This window comes from Pseudonocardia hierapolitana (assembly GCF_007994075.1).
In the GTDB taxonomy this organism is placed as follows: domain Bacteria; phylum Actinomycetota; class Actinomycetes; order Mycobacteriales; family Pseudonocardiaceae; genus Pseudonocardia; species Pseudonocardia hierapolitana.
Genome location: NZ_VIWU01000001.1, coordinates 5,507,907 through 5,531,253, shown reverse-complemented (window position 1 = coordinate 5,531,253; position 23,347 = coordinate 5,507,907). Strand labels below are relative to the sequence as shown.

Here is a 23,347-nt window from a genome sequence, read left to right as displayed (position 1 = left end):
GACCCGTGCGAAGAATGCCACTCCTGCGGTACCAAGGAGGGGAAGTCGACCGAGCCGAGGGGTGCCGCATGCGTCCTGACCCGGCGGCCCCGCACGGCGCCGCGTTCGCCGAAGGCCGACGCCTGCGGGAGTCGGCCCAGCGCCGCAGGGCGCGGCACGAGGCCCGGATGGAGGCCCACCTGGCCCGCATCGAGATGCACAGAGCTCGCCACGTGCGCCGCATGGCCAGGCGCAGGGCCCACCGGCCACCCGTCGCCGTCGCGCTGGTGGTCCTGCTGGTCGGCACGGCGATCGCGGGTGGCACCGCGCTCACCATCGTCTCGGTCATCGCCATGGTGCTCGCCGTCGCGGCGGTCACGGGGCCGGCGCTGATCGTCGCAGGCACGGCGATCGCCATCACCCGCCGCGGCAGGCGCCGCCGCGCCGTCGCCGCCGGCACGGCGCCCATTCCGCGCCGGCCGGCCGCACCGCCGCGGCCCGAGGCCGTGTGGGCCAAGGCACGTGAACGCTTCACCGCGCTGCGGGCGGAGTACGCCGCGTTCGAGTGCGACCCGATGGAGGTGCTGCGCCGGCCCGCGCTCGCCGACGTGTCCGTGGCCAGCACGGCGCGGTTCGTCGACGCGTTCGCCGAGGCGCAGGCGCTGGAGACCGACTCGTTCCCGCCCGCAGCGCACGCCACGTCGTTCGTGTCGGCCGTCGACCGCGCCGAGCGGGCTTGGCGGGCCGCGGTCGACGCGGCCGACCGGATCCGGCTGTCCGGCCTGTCCCCCGCCGAGCGCGCCACCGTCGAGCGCGTGATCAAGCTCCTCACCACGGCCCGCGACTCCGACAGCGACCCCGAACGCCTCGCCGCGTACGCCCGCGCCCGCAGCGAGCTCGCCAAGCTCGACCACGCGGGCGTGATCCACCTGCCGCGCACCGCTGCGGCCGCCCTCGACGAGGCCGCCCGCGGGCAACTCCCGGCCTAGGGACGAGCAAGTCCGCGCGGCGTGCGCGGTCACGACGTCCGGCTAGAGCCTCATGAAGATGCGGATCGTCGTGCCCCGCTCGGAGCGGTGGATCCGCACGAGGTCGGTGAGGTGGTTCACCAGCAGCAGCCCGCGCCCGCGCGACTGCTCGGGAGGGGCCGGCCGTCGCCCTGCCAGTGGATCCTCCAGCCGACCGGAGTCGGATGCCTCACCCACGAGGTGCCCGTCCTCCACCCACACCCGCAACGCACATCGGCTGCGGGCGTGCTCGATGCTGTTGGTGACCAGCTCGTTCACGGCGAACTCGAAGTCGTCGGCCCGGTCCGGGTCCAGGCCCGCGCGCCGTGCCTCGGCCATCGCGAACGCCCTGGCCTGTGACAGCGTCCCGGCGTCGACGAGCAGCGTGGCCACCCCCGGCGGCGCGTGCAGGGCCTCGTTGTAGCCGGCCAGCACCTCGTCGGGCGCGTACCGGCCGCTGAAGCGCTGCCCGCCGGGCCCGATCAGGGTCGGGTGGGTGCGCTCGGCGTCGTCCAGCACGTCCCGGGACAGGCCGGCGACGTCGTACGGGCAGAGGATCTCGACGCTCCGGCCGGCGAACGCGTGATTGATCAACGCCTCGTGCTGGACGCAGGCCGGGTACTCCACCTCGGAGCGTCCCGGCCAGATCGGCTCGCCGATGATCCGCACGAACCCGGCGTCGCGGTGCTCGTCGGCGAACGCGAAGAGGACGCCCGGCAGGATCCGGCCGGGATTCCTTCCCGCCCGGGTCATGTCGATCAGCCTCACCTGGGTGGCGGAATCGCCCAGTCCGGCGCGCAGCGCCTCCAGGTTGGCGCCCGGCACGGCGACGGCCACCGGATCACCGGCCGCGAGGCCCGCCTCGATGAACGGCAGAGTGCCGGCGAGGTACTCGTCCATCCCGCGGTAGAACAGCGCCGGGTGCCGGAACTGCTGCTCGGGCTCGGCGGGCGACAGCGACGAGGCCAGCGCGCTCACGGCTGCTTCCTCTCGACGACCGGTAGGCCGGATACCCCGTCCGACCGGTACGAACCGCACCCTCGCATCGACACCACTCTAGGCATGGATGCGTGCCGCGGGACACCGGGAGTCCGTCGTCGGCGACCTGATGAGCCGTGGTCCCGACGTCGCGGTGGAGCGCGGCGTCAGACCTTGTCGAGGTAGGCGGCGCGCTCCTCGTCGCCCACGGTCTCGCCGACGAGGGCGGCCAGGCCGGGGTGGCGGCGCAGGCCGGGGTCGTCGGCCACGATGTGGCCTGCGTACACCTGCGCCTTGGAGATGACCTCCTCGTGGCGCAGGAGCGACAGCAGGCGCAAGCCCGAACGGCGGCCGGACTGCAGGGCGCCCAGCACGTCGCCCTCGCGGCGCAGCTCGAGGTCGAGGCGGGCGAGCTCGAAGCCGTCGGTGGTGCCTGCGACGGCGTCGAGGCGCTCGCGGGCGCTGGTGCCTGCGGGCATGTCGGTGACCAGCAGGCACACCCCCGGCGCCGACCCGCGCCCGACCCGGCCGCGCAGCTGGTGCAGCTGGGAGAGCCCGAACCGGTCGGCGTCCAGGATGATCATCCCGGTGGCGTTGGGCACGTCGACGCCGACCTCGATGACGGTGGTGGCGACCAGGACGTCGAGCTCGGCCCGCTCGAAGGCCCGCATCACGGCGTCCTTCTCGTCGGGCGGCAGCTTGCCGTGCAGCACGCCGATCCGCAGCCCGTGCAGGGCACCGTCGGCGAGCTTGGGTGCCACCTCCAGCACGGCGAGCGGCGGGCGCTTGGCCTGGCCGTCATCGGAGTCGGCCCCGATGTCCGGATCCTCCGTGTCGACGAGCTCCGGCTCGGCGTCGGCACCGCCCACCCGCGGGCAGACGACGTACACCTGGTGCCCGGCCGCGACCTCCTCGTGCACCCGCCGCCACACCCGTTCGAACCAGCTCGGCTTCTCCGCGAGCGGGACGACGGTGGTGGAGATCGGCGAACGGCCGCGGGGCAGCTCGCGCAGCGCCGAGACCTCCAGGTCGCCGTACACCGTCATCGCGACGGTGCGCGGGATCGGTGTGGCCGTCATGACCAGCATGTGCGGGGCCAGGTCGCCGCGGTTGCGCAGGGCGTCGCGCTGCTCCACCCCGAACCGGTGCTGCTCGTCGACCACGACGAGCCCGAGGTCGGCGAACCCCACGTGCTCCTGGATGAGCGCGTGGGTGCCGACGACGATGCCGGCCGCGCCGGACTGCGCGTCGAGCAGCGCCTTGCGGCGCGCCTTCGCACCCAGCGAGCCGGTGAGCAGGGTGATGCTGGTGGCCTGCTCGGACGCACCCAACTCACCTGCATTGGCGAGCGGACCGAGCAGCGCGCGCAGCGATCGGGCGTGCTGGGCGGCCAGCACCTCGGTGGGGGCGAGCAGCGCCGCCTGCCGGCCGCTGTCGACAACCTGCAGCATCGCCCGCAGGGCGACAACGGTCTTGCCTGCGCCGACGTCACCCTGCACGAGCCGGTTCATCGGGTGCTCGCGGGCCAGGTCGGCGGAGATCTCGGTGCCGACGGCGTGCTGCCCGGCGGTGAGCGCGAACGGCAGCTGGGCGTCGAACGCGTCGAGCAGCCCGCCCGGCTTCGGCGGGCAGGCGGCGGCCGGGCGCTGCGCGGTGTTGTGGCGGCGCAGCGCGAGCGCGAGCTGCACGCCCATGGCCTCGTCCCACACGAGACGGTGGCGGGCGGCGTGGATGTCGGCCTCGGACTCCGGCACGTGGATGCGCCGCAGCGCCCGCCCGAGCTCGGTGAGCTTCTCCCGGCCCTTCACCAGCTCCGGCAACGGGTCGGTGGGGTCGTCGAGCAGGTCGAGGACCTGCCGGACGCAGCGCGCCACCTGCTGCGAGGTGATCTTGCCGGAGGCCGGGTAGACCGACAGGAACGGGCGGATCTCGTCGGCCTCGTCGAGCGGCTCGAACTGCGGGTGGGTGAGCTGCAGCTTGTGGTTGAACACCCCGACCTTGCCGGAGAACACCGCACGCACACCCGGCTTGATGATGTGCTGCACCTTGTGGCCGTTGAAGAAGGTGCAGTCGATCGTGGCGCCCTTCTCGTCGCGGATGACGACGTTCAGCAGCTTGCCCCGCCGCGACCGCATGTCCCGCAGCACCGACTTCTCCACCTGTGCCACCAGCGTGGCCTGCTCGCCGATCTCCAGCCCGGCGATGTCGGTGAGCTTGCCGCGGTCGACGTAGCGGCGCGGGTAGTGGCGCACGAGCTCGCCGACGGTGGCGATGTCGAGCGACTCCAGCGCCGCAGCGGTGCGCTTGCCGACGAGCGGCTCCAGCGCGCTCGCCATGTCGATCCCGGTCATTCCACCCCCAGCACGAGCGGGTAGTCGGTCTGCCCGCCACGGTGCACGACGACGTCGACCTCGGGGTGGGTGCGGCGCAGGTCGGCCGCGAGCCCCACTCCCAGTGAGGGATCGGCGCCCTCGCCCAGCAGCACGGTGACGATCTCACCACCCGCGGTGAGCATGCGGTGAGCCAACCACAGCGCCCCGACAGCCAGGTCGGGGGCGATCAGCACGACCTCGCCGTCGGTGATCCCCAGCACCTCGCCCGGCTCGCACCGCCCCACCCACGTGAGCGCCTCGGACTCGGCGACGACCAGGCCTCCGGTGCGGGTTCCGGCCGCGGCCTCGGCCATCGCGACGACGTCGTCACCCGCACGGCGCTCCGGGTCGTGCACGGCGAGCGCGGACAGGCCCTGCAGCACCGACGCCGTGGGCAGCACGAGCACCTCCTGCCCGTCCCGGCGGGCCACGGCCGCGGCGCACTCGGCCACCGGAGCGAGCTCCGCGTCGTCGGGCAGCAGCACGACGTGCCGGGCACGGGTGCCGGCGAGCGCCGCCACGATCTCGCCCTCGTCCACACCGCGGGCCGGCTCGTGCTCCAGCACCACCGCGCCCGCCGACCGGGCCAGCTCCGCCACCTCCGGCCCGGTGACGATCATCAGGACCGCCCGCTCGCGCGCGAACCGGTCCGGCGCATCGGCCGGGGCGTCCTGGTCGGCGAACCGCACGACGGTGATCCGGTGCGGCCGGCCGGCGTCGATGCCGGCCTCGATCGCCGCGCCGATGTCGGTGCAGTGCACGTGGACGTTCCACAGTCCGTCGGCGTCGCAGGCCACCGCGACGCAGTCACCGATCGCGGTGAGCCGCGCACGCAGCTCGTCGACGCGCGCGTCGTCGGTGCCGTCCAGCAGGTACATGACCTCGTAGTCGTGCTCGTCCGACCCTGCCTCCCGCTCCGCCACCAGCACCTCCCGACCGCGCGCCACCGGGACGTGCGTCCGGGGCAGCTCACCCCCGCTCCGCCCGGTGACGAGGGCGGCGAGGGCGTCCAGCACGAGGTAGAGGCCCAGCCCTCCGGCATCCACCACCCCGGCCCGCGCCAGCTCCGGCAACTGCCCGGTGGTGGCCTGCACGGCCGCGCCTGCCGCCTCGGCAGCCGCGACCGCCACGTCGTCGAGCCGGTCGGAGCCCACCTCGGCGGCCGCGCCCGCCGCCGCGGCGAGCACGGACAGCACCGTGCCCTCCTTGGGCCGGCTCACCGCCGCGGTGGCGAGCCGGTGGGCCCGCTGCAATGCGTCGGCCAGCACGGCGCCCGCCGGTCGCTTGGCCGGCGCCACGGCCTCCGCGACCCCCCGCAGCACCTGGGAGAGGATCACCCCGGAGTTGCCGCGGGCCCCGACGAGCGCGCCACGCGCCAGCGCGGCCGCGACGACGGCCACCCCGCGGCCCGCCCCGTTCTCCCGCACGACCCGTCGCACGGCGTCGGCCGCCGCGCGCATGGTGAGCAGCAGGTTCGTGCCCGTGTCACCATCGGGCACCGGGAAGACGTTGATCCGGTCGATTTCAGCGCAATGCCGCTCGAGCGCGGTGGTTGCCGCCCGCGTCCAGCCCGTGAGCAGCGCGGTGTCGAGGGTCGGGGGCACGTGCGCGAGCCTAGGCCGTCTCTGGTGGGCCTGGGCCGCGCTCTTGGCGCCCAAGCCCATCGACCCAGACCCACCAGAAACGGCCCAGCGGTAGGGGCCGTGCACGACGCCGCGACGGCGCAGGTACTCTGGTTCTTCGCGACCGGGGCAACCCCGGCTTACCCTCACCGTCTACCCGAGGAGTGTCCGACGTGGCTGCCGTCTGTGACGTCTGTGGAAAGGGTCCGGGCTTCGGCATGTCCGTCTCGCACTCGCACCGCCGCACCCACCGCCGCTGGAACCCGAACATCCAGACCGTGCGCGCCAGCGCCGGTGGGGGCAACCGCCGCCGCCTCAACGTGTGCACCTCCTGCCTGAAGGCCGGCAAGGTCGCCCGCGCCTGAGCGCTCAGCACTGCACGAACGGCACTCTCGTCCGATAGCTCTGGACGAGGGTGCCGTTCGCGTTTGCGGCACCGCCTCGCGGAGCGAGCGGCCGTAATTCTGTCGGCCCGTTGACGGAAAAAATGGCCCCGGCTAGGCATATCCCATGTCGAGGAGGACCGGGCTCCACGCGCTCACGAGGAGCATGCACGAGAAGCGCGTGCTGACCGCGCTCCGCACCGGGGGCGCGATGAGCCGAGCCGCGCTCGCCGAGCGCGTCGGTCTCTCGCGCACGACCGTTTCCGAGATCACGGGCGACCTGCTGGCGAGGGGCGCGATCATCGTCGCCGAGACCGATGCCGCGGTGCGCGTCGGAAGCGGCAGGCCGGCCGAGCGGCTCTGCCTCGATCCGTCGTCGGGACAGTTCCTCGGCGTCGACTTCGGGCACCGGCGCGTGCAGGTCGCGGTGGCCGACGCCGCGCACGAGATCATCGCGGGTGGCGTCAGCCGCTACGCCGACGGCACGCCGTGGGACGAGCGGCTCGAGATCGCGTTCGCGCTGACCGAGCGGCTCGCCCGCGAGACGGGAACGCACCTCGGCGCCCTCCAGGCCGTCGGGATCGGCGTTCCCGGGCCCTACATCGGCAACCAGCCCGGCGTGCCCGAGATCAGCTGGAACCGCCGGCTCGCCCCCAAGGGCATCGACACGGCCTTCGCCGAGCGGTTCGGCGCCGCGGTGATCGTGGACAACAACACGCGGTTCGCGGCGCTGGCCGAAGCGATCTCGCACGAGACCGCCGTCAGCGACCTCGTCTACGTGCGGCTCTCGGACGGCGTCGGCGGCGGCCTCGTCGTCGCAGGCCGGCTCGTGACGGGCGGCCGCGGGTTCGCCGGTGAGCTCGGCCACGTCACGGCGGACCCGAACGGCACGAACTGCCGGTGCGGGAAGCGCGGGTGCCTCGAGACCGTCGCCTCCACCCCGGCGATCCTGCGCGCGTGCCGCGAGCGGGGCGCCGCCGTGGGGTCGCTCGACGACCTCGCGGAGAGGGTCGCCGGGCGCGACCCGGCGGTCGAGGCCGTGCTCCGCGATGTCGGCGCGACCCTCGGCCGGGTCCTCGGCGCGACGGCCATGGTGCTCAACCCCGACGAGGTCGTCATCGGCGGCGAGATCGTGCACGTCGCACCGGTGATCGTCGAGCAGGCGGCGGCCACGCTGCGCTTCGAGCTCTTCTCGATCCCCGCCTCCGAGCCGGTCGTGGTCCGGGCCGGGCAACTGCGCGACAGCGACGGGGCCGTCGGTGCGATCGCCGCGCTGTTCCACCAGTCGCCGCTGCTCGCCGGATACGCCGAAGCCACGACGCCGGCCGGTTCCGGGCCCAGCCACCGAAGGAGCACATCGTGACGTCCTCGCCCGTCGAGGCAGCGACCACGGCGGCGTCGGCCCCGCCGGCCGCTGCGGCGCCGGGAGCACCACACCGACGCAAGCTCTCCCGGCGCTCCACGCTCGTCCTGCTGAACGCGGTGTCCATCGTCGGCGGCATCGCCGGCTGGTGGCTCCTGGCCCTGAACGGCTTCCAGTTCCCGACGCCGCCCGAGGTCGTCGCGAAGGCCATCCAGCTCGCGGCCAACGGAACCCTGCAGGAGGACGTCCTCGCGAGCTTGGTCCGCGTGCTCGTGGGCTTCCTCATCGGCTCGGCCGCCGCGATCCCCGTCGGCTTCCTCATGGGGTGGTACACCGTGGCCCGCGGGCTCTTCGAGCCCTGGATCCAGTTCTTCCGCACGATCCCGCCGCTCGCGCTGCTGCCGCTCGTGCTGGTGCTGCTCGGCATCGGCGAGGTCCCGAAGGTGTTCGTCATCTTCCTCGCCGCGTTCCTGGCGTGCGTGATCTCGACCTACCAGGGCGTCGTGAGCGTGGACCGCACGCTCATCAACGCCGCGCGGGTCCTCGGCGCGAAGGACGCGACGATCTTCGCGAAGGTCGTCGTCCCCGCGTCGACGCCGTTCATCCTCGTCGGCATGCGGGTGGGCCTCGGGTCGGCGTGGGCCACCCTGGTGGCCGCCGAGCTGCTGGCCGCTCCCGCCGGTCTGGGCTACCGCATGCAGCAGGCCCAGCTCTACTACGACCTCGCGACGATCTTCGTCAGCATCGTCGTCATCGGCGTTCTCGGCCTGGTGATGGACCGGCTGCTGCTCCTCGCCGAGACCAGGCTCACCGGATGGCAGGAACGACGATGACCACGACGACCAGCGCGAAGATCTCCGTGCAGGAGGTCCGCAAGACCTTCCCCCTGAAGAACGAGGAGTTCGTCGCGCTCGACGGGGTCTCGCTCGACATCGCCGACAACGAGTTCGTCACCGTCGTCGGGCCGTCCGGGTGCGGCAAGTCGACGCTCATGAACATCCTCGCCGGGCTAGAGACCCCGACGTCGGGTCGCGCGCTCGTCGACGGCAAGGACGTCGTCGGCCCGGGTCCCGAGCGCGGCGTCATCTTCCAGCAGTACGCGCTCTTCCCCTGGCTCACCGTCCGGAAGAACGTCGAGTTCGGGCTGAAGGTCGCGGGCCTCGGCGCATCCGAGCGGCGCGAGCGCGCGGACTACTTCATCCGCATCGTCGGCCTCGAGCAGTTCGCCGACGCCCTGCCGAAGATGCTCTCGGGCGGGATGAAGCAGCGGTGCGCCATCGCGAGGGCGTACGCGGTGAACCCGTCGATCCTGCTCATGGACGAACCCTTCGGCGCGCTGGACGCGCTCACCCGCGTGACGTTGCAGGAGCAGCTGCTCGACACGTGGAGCCGGGAGAAGCGCACGGTCCTGTTCATCACCCACGACGTCGACGAGGCCGTCTTCCTCGCGAACCGCGTCGTCGTGATGGCGGCGCGGCCCGGCCGGATCTACGACGTGATCGACGTCGACCTGCCGTACCCGCGCACCGAGGAAGCCCGCCTGAGCCCGGAGTTCGCCCAGCTCCGCAACCGCGTGTGGCACTCGGTCTACCACCAGGCTCCCGGCATCGCCGCCGGACGTTGAGAGGAACGGCAATGCGGATCACCAGACGCTCCATGGGTGTCGCCGCGGCAGGCGCGGCCCTCGCCGTGCTCGCCGCCGGCTGCGCAGGCACGGACACCCCCGCAAGCCCGGACGGGGTGCAGCCCGTCGACGTCGCCTTCGGCTACATCCCCGACTTCAACGGCACGAGCCTGCTCGCGATCGCCGAGGACCAGGGGCTGTGGGTGAAGCACGGGGTGAACATCGCGACGACGTCGTTCACGAACGGGCCGCTGCAGATCCAGGCGCTCGGCACCGGCGACCTGGACTTCGGCTACATCGGCCCGGGCGCGATCTGGCTGCCGGCGTCCGGCCAGGCCAAGATCGTCGCCGTCAACACGCTCGGCCGGGCCGACCGCGTCGTCGCCCAGCCGGGCATCGGCTCGATCGCGGACCTGCGGGGCCGGACTGTCGCCGTCCCGGAGGGCACGTCCGGCGACATGATCCTCACGCTCGCGCTCCAGAAGGCCGGGATGACGAAAGCGGACGTGCAGCTCGTGGCGATGGAGCCTGCCGCGATCATCACCGCGCTGTCGTCGAAGCAGGTCGACGCCGCCGGCATCTGGTACCCGGCTCTGGCGACGGTGAAGCAGCGGGTGCCCGACCTCGTCGAGCTGGCGACGAACCAGGACTTCGAGGAGACCGTCGCGTTCCCGACGGCGTTCGTGGCGGGCAACGACGTCGTCGCGGGCGAGCCGGAGAAGGTGGAGCGCGTGCTCAAGGTGCTGCGGGAGGCGATCGCCTTCCGCGCCGCGAACCCGGCCGAGGCGGTCCGGCTCACCGCGGACTTCAACGCCCTCGACCCCGCCCAGGTGCAGGCCGACGCCGCCAACGTGCAGGTCCTATCCCTCGACGAGCTCGACCGGCTGACCCGGGACGGCACGATCAACACGTGGTTCGCCGGCCTGGGTGAGTACTTCGTCGGCGCGGGCAAGCTGCAGGCACCCGTGGACCCGGCGCAGTACTACACGGGCGACCTCTTCCTGCAGGCCAGCGAATGAGCTCGCGGAACATCCTCTTCCTGATGACCGACCAGCACCGGGTGGACACGCTCGGGGCCTACGGCAACCCGCACGCGCCCACGCCGGTGCTCGACGGGCTCGCCCGCTCGGGCACCCGGTTCGACCGCTGGTACACGCCGACCGCGATCTGCACACCGGCGCGCGCGAGCCTGCTCACCGGCCAGGCCCCGTTCCGGCACCAGGTGCTCGCGAACCACGAACGCAACGTGGGCTACCGCGAGGACCTGGCCGACGGGACGTTCACGTTCGTGGAGGCCCTCCGGGAGCGCGGCTACAACACCGGCCTCGTGGGCAAGTGGCACGCGGGCACGGACAAGAACGCCGCCTCCTTCGGATTCGACGGACCCGACCTGCCGGGCTGGCACAACCCCGTCGACAACGAGGACTACCTCGAGTACCTGCGGGAGCGCGGGCTCCCGCCGTACGAGATCAGCGACCGGATCCGGGGCACGCTGCCCAACGGCGGGCCGGGAAACCTCCTCGCCGCCCGGCTCCACCAGCCGGTGGAGGCAACGTTCGAGCACTACCTCGCCACCCGCACCATCGAGCTGCTGGAACGCTACGCTGCCGCCCCCGACACCCCGTTCTTCCTGGAGCTCAGCTTCTTCGGCCCGCACCTTCCGTACATCGTGCCCGACTCCTACTTCGACATGTTCGACCCCGAACTGGTCGAGCTGCCGAAGTCGATCGCGGAGACCTTCGAGGGCAAGCCGCCCGTGCAGCGCAACTACAGCGCCCACTGGACGTTCGACACCATGCCGATCGAGGTGACGCGCAAGCTCATCGCGGTGTACTGGGGTTACGTCTCGCTGATCGACGAGCAGATCGGTCGCGTGCTGGGCGCGCTCGAGCGGCTCGGGCTCGTCGACGGCACAGCGGTGTTCTTCACCTGCGACCACGGGGAGTTCACCGGCTCGCACCGGCTGCACGACAAGGGCCCCGCGATGTACGAGGACATCTACCGCACGCCCGGGATCGTGCGGATCCCCGGCGCACCCTCGGGTCAGGTGCGCAGCGAGTTCGTGAGCCTGCTCGACTGCACGGCGACGATCCTGGAGCTCGCCGGCATCGACCCGGCACCGGCCGTCGACTCACGCAGCCTCGTACCGCTTGTCGAGGGCCGCCAGGTGGAATGGGCTCCCGACATCGTCTGCGAGTTCCACGGGCACCACTTCCCGTACCCGCAGCGGATGCTGCGCGAGGACCGCTACAAGCTGGTGGTCAACCCGGACTCCACGAACGAGCTCTACGACCTCGAGAACGATCCGGACGAGCTGCTGAACGTCTACCACCACCCGGAGATGGCGCCGGTGCGGACGCGGCTGATGCGGCGCCTCTACGGTCAGCTGCGCGACCGCGGCGACAACTTCTACCACTGGATGACGACGATGTACGACGTCGGGGACGTCGACCACGACCCGACCCAGTCCGGCCTCGACGAGACGACGTACCGGTCCGCCGAGGACGAGGCGCACGTGGCCTGACGTGGGGGATGCCGCCCCGGCCCGGACGCGGTGACCAAGGACAGATGGTCGCTCCCGGAGATCGATGGCGACCATCTCCCCTTGATCGACTAGCCGTCGGTGTGCTCGATCCGCAGCGAGTACACGACGACCTCCCCCAGCGCGTCGGGATCGTCGCCGCGTTCCGGGTTGGACTGGGTGTAGGCGCCGACCTTCCAGTACCAGCTGCTCCCGCTGCGCTCGATCTCCGCGCGCTGCTCGCCGTCGTAGAAGACCGTGATGCGGCCGTCGGCGGCCACGATCCGCAGGTCGTACGGGGTTCCGAGCCGGTAGTCCTGATCGATGACGACCTGCTCCGCCCCGTCGGCGTACTGCGCCACGAGCGTGGAGCCCTCCAGCCGGATCTGCATCACGTCATCGCCGCCGTCGTGGATCTGGGTGGCCGACACCTCCGGCTTCACCGACGGCACCTTCGTGATCGCCTGCCTGCTCTCCAGCGTGTGCACGCCCTTCGTGTTCGACCAGGCCGCCTTCTCCTCCCCGCGCATCTCACGCAGCTCCGAGCGCGAGTACTTGCTGTTCTTCGTGGTCACACCGCCCGCGGGGGCGCGGAACACCACCCCGGTCCCGTCCGGGGTCAGGTCGAACCAGTCGCTGCGGTAGTCCAGCAGTTCGGGCTGGTCGATGGAGTCCGGGTCGCCCTCCGGGCCGACAGGCAGTGTGAGGAACCAGTTCGCGAGATCGAGGAGATCGCCCGGCTTCGTCGCGGCGCCCTGCGCGCGGGGCGGCTCGGCCTCGGGGATCACCGGCAGCGGGCACGACGGCGGCCCGGGGAGCGCCAGGCCGGGCGCGGCGGCCACGACGAGCGTGCACGGGTCGAGCGACGCACGGTGCGGCGCCGGGACGGGCTGGACGGTCAGCACGGCGGCCACGGCCACCGCAACGGGTGCGATCAGATCCGGCATCGCGACTACCCCCCGTGGCGGGGGCGGACGCGGAGCAGGGCGGCCTCGGGCATGGTTCTCCCGTCGGGGGTGCGCGCAGGATGGACCTGCGCAGGGGCGGGGGACGAGCGGATGGCCAGGCCGCTCGCGGCGACGACGGGTCGCGTCGTCGTGCAGATCGATCGTAAGAGCGGCTCCGCGTCGGCGGGCGGGATCGCGCCCAGCGTGCCCCGATGGGGGTGATTCCCACCCACGAGGGTGATCACCGGTCATTGGCTCGCCGCCACGGCCGGTGAGGGCCTCGACGTGCGAGGCACCGTGCACCGGGCCCTCCTCGTCCGACGCCGTTCAGCTCGCGAGGTCGTCGAGGTCACCCGACGGCAGCGCGATCCAGCCTTCCGTCACCGCGGCACCGCGGTCCCCGCTCTCGGGCTCCACGATCGCCCCGCAGGCTGCCGCCCGGGCGAGCAGCGCGGCCACGACGGCGTCGAAGACGTGGTCGCTGAGCCGGCAGGCTCGCTCGTGATCGCCGAGCTCCAGCCACGGCGCGGCCCGGAGCAGCGCGTCGACCAGCGCACCGAGTGCGCTGTGGTTCGCGCGTCCCTTGTACCGGTTGTGCGGCAGCCTCCACCGCTTCAACCCGGCGGCGGGATAGACCTCGACGATCAGGCCGCCGCCGTCCCGTCGGACGTCGTGTCCGCACCCTGCCAGCCGGCCCTGCAGCCGCGCGGCCCGGATGGCGGTGAGGCCGATGCGGTCGGTGGCAACGCTCAGGGGCGTCAGGCCGGTGACGGCGCGCACGTGTTCGTCGGTACGGCGGTAGGCCAGCGAGCGCCACTCCGGGACGGCCTCGGGCGCGAGCGCCCCGTGCGACCGGACGAACCGGACGAACGGCTCCGGCCATCCCAGCGGGCAGTCGATCCCGACCTTGTCCGCACGCGCCGACCACTTCAGCACCGCGTCGTCGTCAGCGGGGATCTCGACGTCGACCACCCGTGCGGTCCCGGCGTCCCAGTCCAGGACCGCGACCGCCGTGTGCTTCGCCTGGGCCGCGAGATCGACGCCGACCGTCCGCACGACGCTCAGGCTGCCGTCACGGCAGCTTCCAGTCGACCGGTTCCCCGCCCAGCTCCTCGAGCAGGGCGTTGGCCCGGCTGAAGGGGCGGGAGCCGAAGAAGCCGCGGTCGGCCGACATCGGGCTCGGGTGGGCCGACTCGATGCACGGCACGTCCTCGAGCAGGGGGGCGAGGTTGCGGGCGTCGCGACCCCAGAGGATCGCGACGAGCGGTTCGCCGTCCCGGGCCACGAGGGCGCGGATCGCCTGCTCGGTGACCTTCTCCCAGCCCTTGTCGCGGTGGGAGCCGGGGTTGCCCGGCTCGACGGTGAGGACCCTGTTGAGCAGCAGCACGCCCTGGTCGGCCCACGGCGTCAGGTCACCGGTCGACGGGGTGGGGTGCCCGAGGTCCTCGGTGTACTCGCGGAAGATGTTCGCGAGCGAGCGCGGCACGGGGCGCGTCTGCGGCGACACCGAGAACGACAGCCCGATCGCGTGCCCCGGCGTCGGGTACGGGTCCTGACCCACGATCAGCACCCGCACCCCGTCGAACGGCTGCTGGAACGCGCGCAGGACGTTGGCCCCTGCGGGCAGGTAGCGGCGGCCCGCGGCGAGCTCGGCGCGCAGGAACGCCCCCATGTCGGCGATCACCGGGGCCACCGGGGCCAGCGCCGCGGCCCATCCGGCCTCGACGACCTCCTCGAGCGGTCGAGCCGACATCAGGCGATCCTCCTCAGCTCGGCGCGGAACCTCTTGCCACGCCGGACGTAGCTCTGCACCGCGTGGTCGAAGTAGCCCTCGGGCACCTCGTGACCCTCCCGCACCCGCGCCGGAACCCCCATCGCCATGCGCCGGTCCGGGATCTCCGTCTTCGGCGAGACCACGGCCCCGGCCGCGACCACCGCACCGGCACCGACCCGGGCGCCGTTGAGCACGACCGAACCCGACGAGATGAGTGCGCGGTCGCCGATCACCGCGCCCTCGATGTGCACGTTGTGCCCGATGGTGACCTCGTTCCCGATGATCGTCGGCTCGTGCGGCGTGCAGTGGATGATCGACCCGTCCTGCACGCTGGTGCGCGTGCCCACCTCGATGCGGCCGTCGTCGCCCCGCAGCACGGCGGTGGGCCAGACCGATGCCTCCGGCCCGATAGTGACGTTGCCGATCACGACGGCGTCCGGGTGGACGTAGGCATCGGGATGGATGTCCGGTTCGACGTCGCCTAGTGCGTAGAGGGGCACCCGCGGGAGCCTAGCGATGGCTAGGACGAACGCTCCTCGGGCATCTTCCCGGCCAGCTCGTCGACGACCAGCAGCTCGGGGCTCACGCTGCCGCCGCGGTAGGCGGAGCGCCCGAGCAACTGTGCGATCACCGGTGCCGTGATCACCTGGAACAGCCCGACCAGCAGCAACGTCACCGCGCTCTCCAGTTCCACGCGCAGCGCGGTGCCGGCGAGGATCAGGAGCAACCCCAGCGTCTGGGGCTTGGTGGCGGCCTGCATGCGGCTCGGCAGGTCCGGCAGGCGCACCAGCCCGAGCCCTCCGAGCACGCACGAGAGGGCGCCCAGGAGCAGCAACACCGCGGACATCGCGTCGAGGATCACCGGTGCCCCTTCCGACGCTCGGCGAGCCGGGTCGCCGCGGCCGACCCGACGAACCCGATCAGCGCCACGGCGGCGAGCAGCGGGATGTTGGACCCGTCGCGGTAGATCGCGATGTACACCGCCGCCGCGGCCACGATCAGGATCACGAACACGTCGAGCGCCGCGATCCGGTCCAGGGTGTCCGGCCCGCGCAGCAACCGGACGAGCGTGAGCGCACCGGCGGCGCACAGCAGCGCCAGCACGACGACGAAGACGACCGTCACGACATCCTCCCCAGCAGGCGCTCCGCTTCCGCGTGTTCGTCCGGGGAGCCCAATGCGGCCAGCACCCGGCGCTGCATGTCCACCACGCGCCGCCGGGCCCGCTCCACCCCGGCGTGGTCGCGGGGGCCGAGCGCGTAGACGTACCAGACGTCGTGGGCGTGGTCGATCTGCAGCGCCATCGTGCCCGGGGAGAGCGAGATCGCGTTGGCCATGACGGTGACCACGAGGTCCGACGACGAGATCAGCGGCACCGCCATGATCGCTCCGCGGGCGCGGGGGCCACGGCGCAGCACCTGCCAGCTCACCTCGGCGCCGGACACGACGAGGTCCCAGAGCAGGAACAGGAGCAGCGTGAGCAGCCGGAGCGGGCGCACCGGCAGCCGGTCGATGGCCGGCGGCAGCCTGAACAGCGCGGTGACCAGCACCGCCACGAGTACGCCTCCCACGACCGACACCGGCGTGAAGGTGCCCCACAGCAGCACCCACACGAGGGTCAGCCACAGCACGGACGGCAGGCGGGCGCTCATGGCCCGTCCCCCAGCACGGCGGCGCGGTAAGGCCCGCGGTCGAGCAGGTCGACGCCGGCTCGCTCGGTCATGCCCGCGAGCGGTCCCGCGAAGGCCGCGATCGCGAGGCTCACCGCGATGAGCCCGGCCGTGGCCGCGTACATCGGCACGGACGTGCGGGCCGTGCCGACGAGCACCTCGTCGGTGGGGTCGGAGTCGGGGACCGGTGGCTGCGGCTCGCCCCAGAACACCCGCACCCACACCCGCACCAGCGCGTAGAGGGTGAGCAGGCTCGCGACGACCACCACGCCGGCCACCGCCTGCTCCGCGGGCCCGCTCCCCGCGCCGGCCTGCAGCAGCGCGAGCTTGGCGACGAACCCGGCCGTCGGCGGCACCCCGGCGAGGGTCAGTGCGGGGATGGCGAACAGGATCGCGAGGCCGGGCGAGGTGCGCAGCAACCCGCCCATCCGGTCGAGCGCGACGGTGCCGGTGCGGCGCGTGATGAGCCCGCTCACCAGGAAGAGCGTGGCGAGCACCGTGATGTGGTGCGCGGCGTACAGGGCCGCCCCGGAGACACCGGCGGCGTCGAACACCGCGAGCCCGTAGAGCAGGAACCCGATGTGGCTGACCAGCAGGAACGACAGCAGCCGGTTGAGGTCGTTCTGCGCGAGCGCACCCAGCACGCCCACGAGCATCGTGGCGACCGCCAGCACGAGCATGAGCGTCCACGGCTCCTCGCGCGGGAAGATCAGCGTCTGCGTGCGCAGCAGCGCGTAGAAGCTGACCTTCGTGAGCAGCCCCGCGAAGAGCGCCGCCACCGGGCCGGGCGCGTTCGGGTAGCTGTCGGGCAGCCAGAAGTGCAGCGGCACGATCGCCGCCTTGATCCCGAAGACGACCAGCAGCATCATCGCCAGCACCGTCTGCAGCCCGGGTGGCAGCTCCCCCACCCGGCCGGCGAGGTCGGCGAGGTTCACGGTGCCGGTGGCGGCGTAGACCATCGCCACGGCCGTGAGGAACAGCAGCGACGACAGCAGGCTCACCGTCACGTACGTCATGCCGGCCCGGATCCGGTTGGCGCCGGTGCGGCGGGTGATCAGCACGTAGGACGCGGTGAGCATCAGCTCGAACGCCACGAACAGCGTGAACAGGTCGCCGGTGAGGTACGCGAGCGAGACGCCGGCGCACAGCATCAGGTACATCGGGTGGAACGTGGTGCTGGCGGTGGCGCTGCCGTAGTCGGCGATGCGCTGGTCGATGGCGTAGACGAGCACGGCGAGGGTCACCAGCGTGGACACGAGCAGCAGCAGCGCCGAGAGCCGGTCGGCCACCAACGCGATCCCCACGGGCGCGGGCCAGCCGCCGAGCTCGGCGACGATGGGGCCCTGCTGGTCGGTGGCCACCAGCAACGCGCCCGCGAGCGCCGCGACGGCCGCGAGGACGACGATCCCGACGACGCGCTGCAGCGTGGCCGACCGGCTGCCCACGATCGAGAGAGCCGCGCCGAGCATCGGCAGCAACACGGGAAGGGTCAGGAGGTTGCTCACAGCCCCTCCCGCCTCGCCTCGGCCTCGACCTGGTCGTCGGTGCGCTCGGCGGGCGCGAGGGGATCCGCCTCGTCCTCCCCGTCGTCCTCCCCGTCGTCCTCCAGCGGCGCGGACGGCGTCTTCTGCCGCGCGATCCGCCGGTCCTCGACGTCGTCCTGCACCTCGTCGTGGCCGACCAGGACGTAGGAGCGGTAGCCGAGCGCGAGCAGGAACGTCGTGAGCGCGAACGTGATCACGATCGCGGTGAGGGCGAGCGCCTGCGGCAGCGGGTCGGTGAACTCCTCCGGCGACACCGCGCCGAGGATCGGCGCCCGGCCGGGCGGCCCGCCCGCCAGCTGGAGGAGCAGGTTGGTGCCGTGGCCCAGCACGACCACGCCGATCAGCACGCGCATGAGCGAGCGCGACAGCAGCAGCGTGAAGCCGGTGCCGTAGAGCACGCCGACGGTGCCGGCCATCACGAGGTTGACGGTCGTCATCGGGGCTCCCCCGCATCGCGCATGTCGCGCTCGATCCCGGCGCCGAGCGAGCGCAGCAGGTCCAGCACGACACCGACGATCAGCAGGTACACGCCGACGTCGAGGAACACGCTGGTCTGGGTCTCGACGTGCCCGATGAGCGGCACGTCGAGCGCGAGCTTCGTGGTGGCGAGCACCGGCGCGCCGACGACGGTGGGCGCCAGTGCGGTCAGCAGGGCGACGGCGAGTCCCAGCCCGATGAGCACCGGCGGGCGGACGCGCACGGCCGCGTCGCTGCCGCCCGCGATGTAGCGCAGGACGAACGCGAGGCCGGCCACCAACCCGGCCGCGAACCCGCCGCCGGGCCCGTAGTGCCCGACGAGCAGCAGGTACACCGAGAACACCAGGACCGTCGGGAACAGCGCCCGCGTGGTCATCTCCAGCAGCAGAGTGCGCTGTCGGTAGCCGCGGCAGTCGCCGGAGAGCATCCAGGCCTGCCGTGGCCGGTCCCACTCCTCGAAGGGCTTGTCGTCGGGGGGCGTCATCCGAGCACGTCCTCCTCGTGCTGGGGCGTGCTCTGGCCGCTCTCCACCGGCGCTCCGCGGCTGCGGCGGTCGTAACGGGTGGCCAGCACGAGGCTCGCGACCCCGGCCGCCGCGACGAACAGCACGCCGATCTCGCCGACGGTGTCCAATGCCCTGAAGTCGACGAGGATCGCGCTGATCACGTTGCTGGCACCGGCCTCGGGCGTCAGCCGGGCGAGCTCGGCGCTCGTGGTGGCCGGGCCGGTGCGTGCGGCGGACAGCACGAGCGCGAAGACCGCGACCGCGAACCCCGCGACGGCCCCGAGCATCGCCTTGGGCACGCGGATCCGCCGCGACGGGCGGGTCTCGGTGAAGTGCGCGGGCAGGCGGCGCAGCACGAACACGAACGCGACGAGGGAGAGCGTCTCGACGAGGAACTGGGCGAGTGCGAGGTCCGGCGCGCCGTCGACGATGAACAGGCCGCCGACGCCGTAGCCGATCACCCCGACGAGGAGGACGGCGGTGAACCGGCGCCGGGCCCGGGTGACGGCGAGCGCCGCGATCACCACCACGATCGCGAGCGGCACCTGGATCGCCTCGTGGTAGAGCGGCGCGGCGGTGGGCCACGCGCCCGCGATCACCATGGCCACGCCCGGGAGCAGCACGAACGTCACCAGGATCGTGGCCAGGTAGGCGGGCAGCGAGCCGATCTGCAGCCGTCCGGTGACACCGACCGCCACCCGGCCGATGCCCGCGATCGTCCTCTCGTAGGCGCGTTGGGCGTCGAGCGGGCTGCGGTCGGCGAGCGGGGCGAGCCGGTCCCGCGCCGCGTGCAGGGCGAGGCCGCCCGCCAGGGCGACCGCGGAGAACAGCAGCGGGACACCGAACCCGTGCCAGAGCGCGAGGTGGTAGGCCGGATCGCCGGGCAGCGCGGCGGCATAGCTCGCCGCCTCGGCGTCGACGACGGGCGTCGCGATCCCGAGCACCGGCCCCGCGGCCGCGCACAGCCACACCGGGATCGTCAGCGCCGGGCCGAGGCCGTGCGTCTCCGTGGCGTCCCGGCCGGGCTTCCGGGCGAACGCGCCCCACAGGAACCGCGCGCTGTAGGCCACCGTGAGCACCGAGCCGAGCAACAGCCCGGCCGCGACGGCCCAGTTCTCGACCGTGCCGTGCAGGAACGCCTCGAAGGCCGCCTCCTTGCCGACGAACCCGATCAGCGGTGGCAGCCCCGCCATCGATGCGGCCGCGAGCACCGCGGCGACCGCCAGGCCGGGCAGGGCGCGGCCGACGCCGGACAGCTCCCGCACGTCGCGCGTGCCCGTGGCGTGGTCGACCGCGCCGACGGTGAGGAACAGGGTGGCCTTGAACATGCCGTGCGCGAGCAGCATCGCGATGCCGGCCATCGCGGCCACCCGCCCACCCGCGCCGAACAGCACCATCAGGAACCCGAGCTGGCTCACCGTGCCGAACGCGAGCAGCCGCTTGAGGTCGGTGGCCGAGAGCGCGCGCCAGCCGCCGACGAGCATGGTGCCCACCCCGGCGACCAGCACCGGCACCGTCCAGACGGCGAGGTCGGAGAACGCGGGCGAGAGCCGTGCCACGAGGTAGACGCCCGCCTTCACCATCGACGCCGCGTGCAGGTACGCGCTCACCGGCGTGGGCGCCACCATCGCGGCGGGCAGCCACGGGTGGAACGGCAGCTGCGCCGACTTCGTGAACGCCCCGAGCAGGATCAGCAGCAGCGCCGCGGTGACCAGCCCGCCGCGGGGCGGGTCGGCGAGGATCTCCGAGATCCGGTACGTGCCCGCCGCCTCGCCCAGCAGCACGAAACCGAGCAGCATCGCCAGGCCGCCGAAGACCGTGACGAGCAGCGCCTGCACCGCCGCCCTGCGCTCCTCGCGCCGCTCGCCACCCTGCCCGACCAGCAGGAACGACGCGATCGACGTGAGCTCCCAGAACACGTAGAGCGTGAGCAGGTCGTCGGCGAGTACGAGGCCGAGCATCGCGCCCGCGAACGCCAGCAACAGCGCCGCAGAGCGGGTGGCGTCCGGGGAACCGGCACCGAAGTATCCGGTGCAGTAGGCGAGGATCACCGCGCCGATCCCCGAGACCAGCACGATCATCGCGAGCCCGAGCGCGTCGAGCCGGAACGACAGCTCCAGGCCGAGCGCGGGCGACCAGGCCGTGGTCTCGTCGAGGCCGCCGCCGAGAGCCGCACCCGCGTTCGCAAGCGCCCACAGCAGCGTGGCCGCGGGCAGCACGGCCGCCACGCCGAACGCCGCCCGGGTGCTGCGCGCCGACACCAGCGGCAGCAGGCCTGCGACCACGAGGTGCGCGGCCACGAGTGCGAGCACGCGGTCTCCTCCCGGTCGGCCACACCGAGACCCGCTCGGCGTCGTCGGTTCGCTGCGCAAGTTCCGCACAGCGTCGTCGGTTCGCTGCCCGAGCTCCGCGCAGCGATCTCTGTTCGCTGCGCCAGCTCCGTTCAGCGGACGGGCCAGGCGTGCCCTCGCGCAGGAGGTACCCGGAACGGCCCGATCGTCGTCCCCAGCCCCGCGAAAATATCCGGTGCACGCCGTCGAAGCGGACAAACCGGGCCGGGACCGCCGAGGACCACCCTACCGATCACCCCGGTCCACACCGCTCCGCCGGCCCGTGGGTCGTCTCACAGATGCGTCAGACCTGCAGCAGGAAGCGATCGAGCACCCGCGCGCCGAACTCCAGACCGCTGATCGGCACGCGCTCGTCCACGGCGTGCGCCATCGCCCGGTGGTCGTAGCCGTCCCCGTCCGGGGCAGGCCCCAGCGGCGCGAAGCCGTAGCACGGGATCCCGAGCGCCGAGAACGCCTTCGCGTCGGTGCCACCGCCGAGGCAGTACGGCACGACCACGGCGTGCGGGTCCCCCGCCTGCAGCGCGTCGGCCATCGCCGCGAACCACGGCGAGTCGAACGGCGCCTGCACCGGATCGGCCTGCACGACCACCTCGTGCCGCACCCGCGGGCCGAGCAGCTCGCGCAACGCCGCGTTCACCTCGTCCAGCCCGCCGGGCAGCACCCGGGTGTCCACCATCGCCTCGGCCACGGGCGGGATCACGTTCACGGCGCCGCCAGCGGCCAGCACGGTGGGCGTCATCGTGTGGCGCACCACCCCGGCCGCCAGCCGGCCGGCGTGGCCCACGCGCGCGATCGTCGCGTCCACGCCCGCCTCGGAGTCCAGCTCAGCGGGCACGCCCAACGCCTCCGCCGTGCGCACCAGGTACTCGCGGACGGTCGGCGTGAGCCGCACCGGGAACCGGTGCGCGGCCACCCGGGCCAGCGCTTCGACCAGCGCGACGACGGCGTTGTCCGGGTTCGGCCGCGAGCCGTGCCCGCCCCGGCCCGTCGCGGTGAGCCGCAGGTGCAGGGTGCCGCGCTCGGCGGTGCCGACCGGGTAGAACCGCACCCCGCCCGCCGGGTGCGGGAACCCGCCACCCTCACCGATGGCGGCCGCGCACCCGTCGAACAGCGCCCGGTGCTCGCGCACCAGCCACTCGGCCCCGTAGGCGCCCCCGGTCTCCTCGTCGGCGACGAACGCGACCACCACGTCCCGCCGCGGACGCACCCCGCGGGCCCGCCACGACCGCAGCACCGCCAGCACGCTCGCGCAGGCGTCCTTCATGTCCACCGCGCCGCGGCCCCACACGTACCCGTCCTGGACGGCCCCGGAGAATGGCGGCACCGTCCAACCGGCCGGGTCGGCGGGCACGACGTCGAGGTGTCCGTGCACCAGCAGCGCGCCGAGCCCGGGATCGCGACCGGCCACGCGCGCCACCACGCTCGTGCGCCGCGGGGCCGATTCGAGCAGCACCGGATCGAGCCCGGCCTCGTCGGCGAGCACCCGGGCGACGAGCTCGGCCGCCTCCCGCTCGCCCACCGCGTCGCCTCGGGCCTGGTTCGTGGTGTCGATGGCCACGAGCGCGGAGCACAGCTCTGCCACCCCGTGAGCCGGATCGATCACCTGCATGATCAGCCAGGCTAGCCGCCACCCGGGCCCTGAGTCAGCCCCTCGCGCCTCGCCTGAGGGGTGGACGGCGGGCCCAGGTGGCCCACCGCCAGAGCCACTCGAGAGGGCCATGGCGGAAGTGGCGCAGCCAGAGCGCCGACCACAGCCACTGGACGGCGAGGACGGGGCAGGCGATCAGCACAACGGTGGTGGCCGACAACGTGTCGGACGATCCGCCGATGACGCGGGCGATGACCAGGACGAGGACCGTGGCGGTCAGGTAGTTGGTCAGCGTCATCCGTCCCAGCGGTGTGAAGAGCGCCTGCAACACCGGCCGGAGCGGCGTCCTGAGCAGGACCAGGAGGATGCACGCGTACACGCCCGCGAACAGCAGTCCGGGCAGGGCGATGTTGATGTCCGCCCCGCCGGACCGTGCCATGAGGACAGGCACCCCCGCCGCTGCGCAGGCCAGGCCCAGCCCGCGCGGCACCAGCGTGGACTCCTCGATCCGAGCGATCACGCCGTACCGGGTCAGCGTGGCGCCGAGCAGGAACAACCCGGGCGCGAGCGACGGGCCACTGGTGCCCTGGACCAGCGGCGTCACGACGAGAGCAGGTGCTGCTCTCCCCCGAGCACGAGTAC

The 23,347-nt window shown here is 73.0% G+C and carries 23 protein-coding genes; 7 read left to right on the top strand and 16 right to left on the bottom strand.

Going from position 1 to position 23,347, the window contains the following annotated elements; translation table 11 throughout:
* Window positions 1–68: 68 nt before the first annotated feature.
* Entirely contained in the window at window positions 69–968 is a 900-nt protein-coding gene (locus FHX44_RS26315) for a hypothetical protein (protein WP_147258259.1), read from the top strand.
* A gap of 42 nt (window positions 969–1,010) precedes the next feature.
* Here FHX44_RS26315 and FHX44_RS26310 read toward each other — a convergent pair whose 3' ends face one another.
* From FHX44_RS26310 to FHX44_RS26300, 3 genes are all read right to left on the bottom strand, one after another.
* Window positions 1,011–1,955 carry an anti-sigma factor RsbA family regulatory protein gene (locus tag FHX44_RS26310; protein ID WP_425469198.1) on the bottom strand — a complete coding sequence of 315 codons (945 nt, stop codon included), beginning with the start codon at window positions 1,953–1,955 and terminating at the stop codon, window positions 1,011–1,013.
* A 176-nt stretch (window positions 1,956–2,131) separates the two neighbouring features.
* On the bottom strand, window positions 2,132–4,315 hold the full coding sequence (gene recG, locus FHX44_RS26305; protein WP_147258258.1) for an ATP-dependent DNA helicase RecG: 2,184 nt from the start codon (window positions 4,313–4,315) through the stop codon (window positions 2,132–2,134).
* Entirely contained in the window at window positions 4,312–5,940 is a 1,629-nt protein-coding gene (locus FHX44_RS26300; protein WP_147258257.1) for a DAK2 domain-containing protein, read from the bottom strand. The genes recG and FHX44_RS26300 overlap by 4 nt, the downstream gene beginning before the upstream one ends.
* Before the next feature lie 191 nt (window positions 5,941–6,131).
* On the opposite strand from FHX44_RS26300, the gene rpmB reads away from it, so the two are divergent.
* From rpmB to FHX44_RS26270, 6 genes are all read left to right on the top strand, one after another.
* Window positions 6,132–6,323: a 50S ribosomal protein L28 gene (gene rpmB / locus FHX44_RS26295; RefSeq protein WP_147258256.1), complete on the top strand. Its 192-nt coding sequence runs from the start codon at window positions 6,132–6,134 to the stop codon at window positions 6,321–6,323.
* A 145-nt stretch (window positions 6,324–6,468) separates the two neighbouring features.
* Window positions 6,469–7,704 (top strand): ROK family transcriptional regulator, encoded by a 1,236-nt coding sequence (locus FHX44_RS26290; RefSeq protein WP_147258255.1) that lies wholly within the window; start codon window positions 6,469–6,471, stop codon window positions 7,702–7,704.
* Entirely contained in the window at window positions 7,701–8,537 is an 837-nt protein-coding gene (locus FHX44_RS26285; RefSeq protein ID WP_147258254.1) for an ABC transporter permease, read from the top strand. Before FHX44_RS26290 ends, FHX44_RS26285 begins: the two co-directional genes overlap by 4 nt.
* Window positions 8,534–9,328: an ABC transporter ATP-binding protein gene (locus FHX44_RS26280; RefSeq protein WP_147258253.1), complete on the top strand. Its 795-nt coding sequence runs from the start codon at window positions 8,534–8,536 to the stop codon at window positions 9,326–9,328. The genes FHX44_RS26285 and FHX44_RS26280 overlap by 4 nt, the downstream gene beginning before the upstream one ends.
* An 11-nt stretch (window positions 9,329–9,339) precedes the next feature.
* Window positions 9,340–10,347 carry an aliphatic sulfonate ABC transporter substrate-binding protein gene (locus FHX44_RS26275; RefSeq protein ID WP_147258252.1) on the top strand — a complete coding sequence of 336 codons (1,008 nt, stop codon included), beginning with the start codon at window positions 9,340–9,342 and terminating at the stop codon, window positions 10,345–10,347.
* Entirely contained in the window at window positions 10,344–11,852 is a 1,509-nt protein-coding gene (locus tag FHX44_RS26270; protein ID WP_147258251.1) for a sulfatase family protein, read from the top strand. Before FHX44_RS26275 ends, FHX44_RS26270 begins: the two co-directional genes overlap by 4 nt.
* Window positions 11,853–11,941: 89 nt before the next feature.
* Here the strand turns inward: FHX44_RS26270 and FHX44_RS26265 are convergent, their stop codons facing one another.
* From FHX44_RS26265 to FHX44_RS26205, 13 genes are all read right to left on the bottom strand, one after another.
* Entirely contained in the window at window positions 11,942–12,796 is an 855-nt protein-coding gene (locus FHX44_RS26265; RefSeq protein WP_170309051.1) for a polysaccharide lyase family 7 protein, read from the bottom strand.
* Between the two features lie 327 nt (window positions 12,797–13,123).
* Window positions 13,124–13,852 carry a DUF429 domain-containing protein gene (locus tag FHX44_RS26260; RefSeq protein ID WP_147258249.1) on the bottom strand — a complete coding sequence of 243 codons (729 nt, stop codon included), beginning with the start codon at window positions 13,850–13,852 and terminating at the stop codon, window positions 13,124–13,126.
* Window positions 13,853–13,868: 16 nt separating this feature from the next.
* Window positions 13,869–14,549: a uracil-DNA glycosylase gene (locus FHX44_RS26255; RefSeq protein WP_147258248.1), complete on the bottom strand. Its 681-nt coding sequence runs from the start codon at window positions 14,547–14,549 to the stop codon at window positions 13,869–13,871.
* Entirely contained in the window at window positions 14,549–15,070 is a 522-nt protein-coding gene (locus FHX44_RS26250) for a gamma carbonic anhydrase family protein (protein ID WP_147258247.1), read from the bottom strand. The genes FHX44_RS26255 and FHX44_RS26250 overlap by 1 nt, the downstream gene beginning before the upstream one ends.
* A 20-nt stretch (window positions 15,071–15,090) precedes the next feature.
* Entirely contained in the window at window positions 15,091–15,432 is a 342-nt protein-coding gene (gene mnhG, locus FHX44_RS26245; protein ID WP_342792968.1) for a monovalent cation/H(+) antiporter subunit G, read from the bottom strand.
* On the bottom strand, window positions 15,429–15,695 hold the full coding sequence (locus FHX44_RS26240; protein WP_147258246.1) for an MrpF/PhaF family protein: 267 nt from the start codon (window positions 15,693–15,695) through the stop codon (window positions 15,429–15,431). The genes mnhG and FHX44_RS26240 overlap by 4 nt, the downstream gene beginning before the upstream one ends.
* Window positions 15,692–16,222, bottom strand: a complete 531-nt coding sequence (locus FHX44_RS26235; RefSeq protein WP_147258245.1) for a Na+/H+ antiporter subunit E — start codon at window positions 16,220–16,222, stop codon at window positions 15,692–15,694. The genes FHX44_RS26240 and FHX44_RS26235 overlap by 4 nt, the downstream gene beginning before the upstream one ends.
* Window positions 16,219–17,745: a Na+/H+ antiporter subunit D gene (locus FHX44_RS26230; protein WP_147258244.1), complete on the bottom strand. Its 1,527-nt coding sequence runs from the start codon at window positions 17,743–17,745 to the stop codon at window positions 16,219–16,221. The genes FHX44_RS26235 and FHX44_RS26230 overlap by 4 nt, the downstream gene beginning before the upstream one ends.
* Window positions 17,742–18,221 (bottom strand): Na(+)/H(+) antiporter subunit C, encoded by a 480-nt coding sequence (locus tag FHX44_RS26225; protein WP_147258243.1) that lies wholly within the window; start codon window positions 18,219–18,221, stop codon window positions 17,742–17,744. Before FHX44_RS26225 ends, FHX44_RS26230 begins: the two co-directional genes overlap by 4 nt.
* Window positions 18,218–18,745, bottom strand: a complete 528-nt coding sequence (locus FHX44_RS26220; protein WP_147258242.1) for an MnhB domain-containing protein — start codon at window positions 18,743–18,745, stop codon at window positions 18,218–18,220. Before FHX44_RS26220 ends, FHX44_RS26225 begins: the two co-directional genes overlap by 4 nt.
* Window positions 18,742–21,078, bottom strand: a complete 2,337-nt coding sequence (gene mbhE, locus FHX44_RS26215) for a hydrogen gas-evolving membrane-bound hydrogenase subunit E (RefSeq protein ID WP_147258241.1) — start codon at window positions 21,076–21,078, stop codon at window positions 18,742–18,744. The genes FHX44_RS26220 and mbhE overlap by 4 nt, the downstream gene beginning before the upstream one ends.
* Before the next feature lie 322 nt (window positions 21,079–21,400).
* Entirely contained in the window at window positions 21,401–22,726 is a 1,326-nt protein-coding gene (locus tag FHX44_RS26210) for a M20/M25/M40 family metallo-hydrolase (protein ID WP_147258240.1), read from the bottom strand.
* A 34-nt stretch (window positions 22,727–22,760) separates the two neighbouring features.
* Window positions 22,761–23,309, bottom strand: coding sequence for a DUF418 domain-containing protein (locus FHX44_RS26205; protein ID WP_147258239.1), 549 nt, complete (start codon window positions 23,307–23,309; stop codon window positions 22,761–22,763).
* Window positions 23,310–23,347 lie beyond the last annotated feature (38 nt).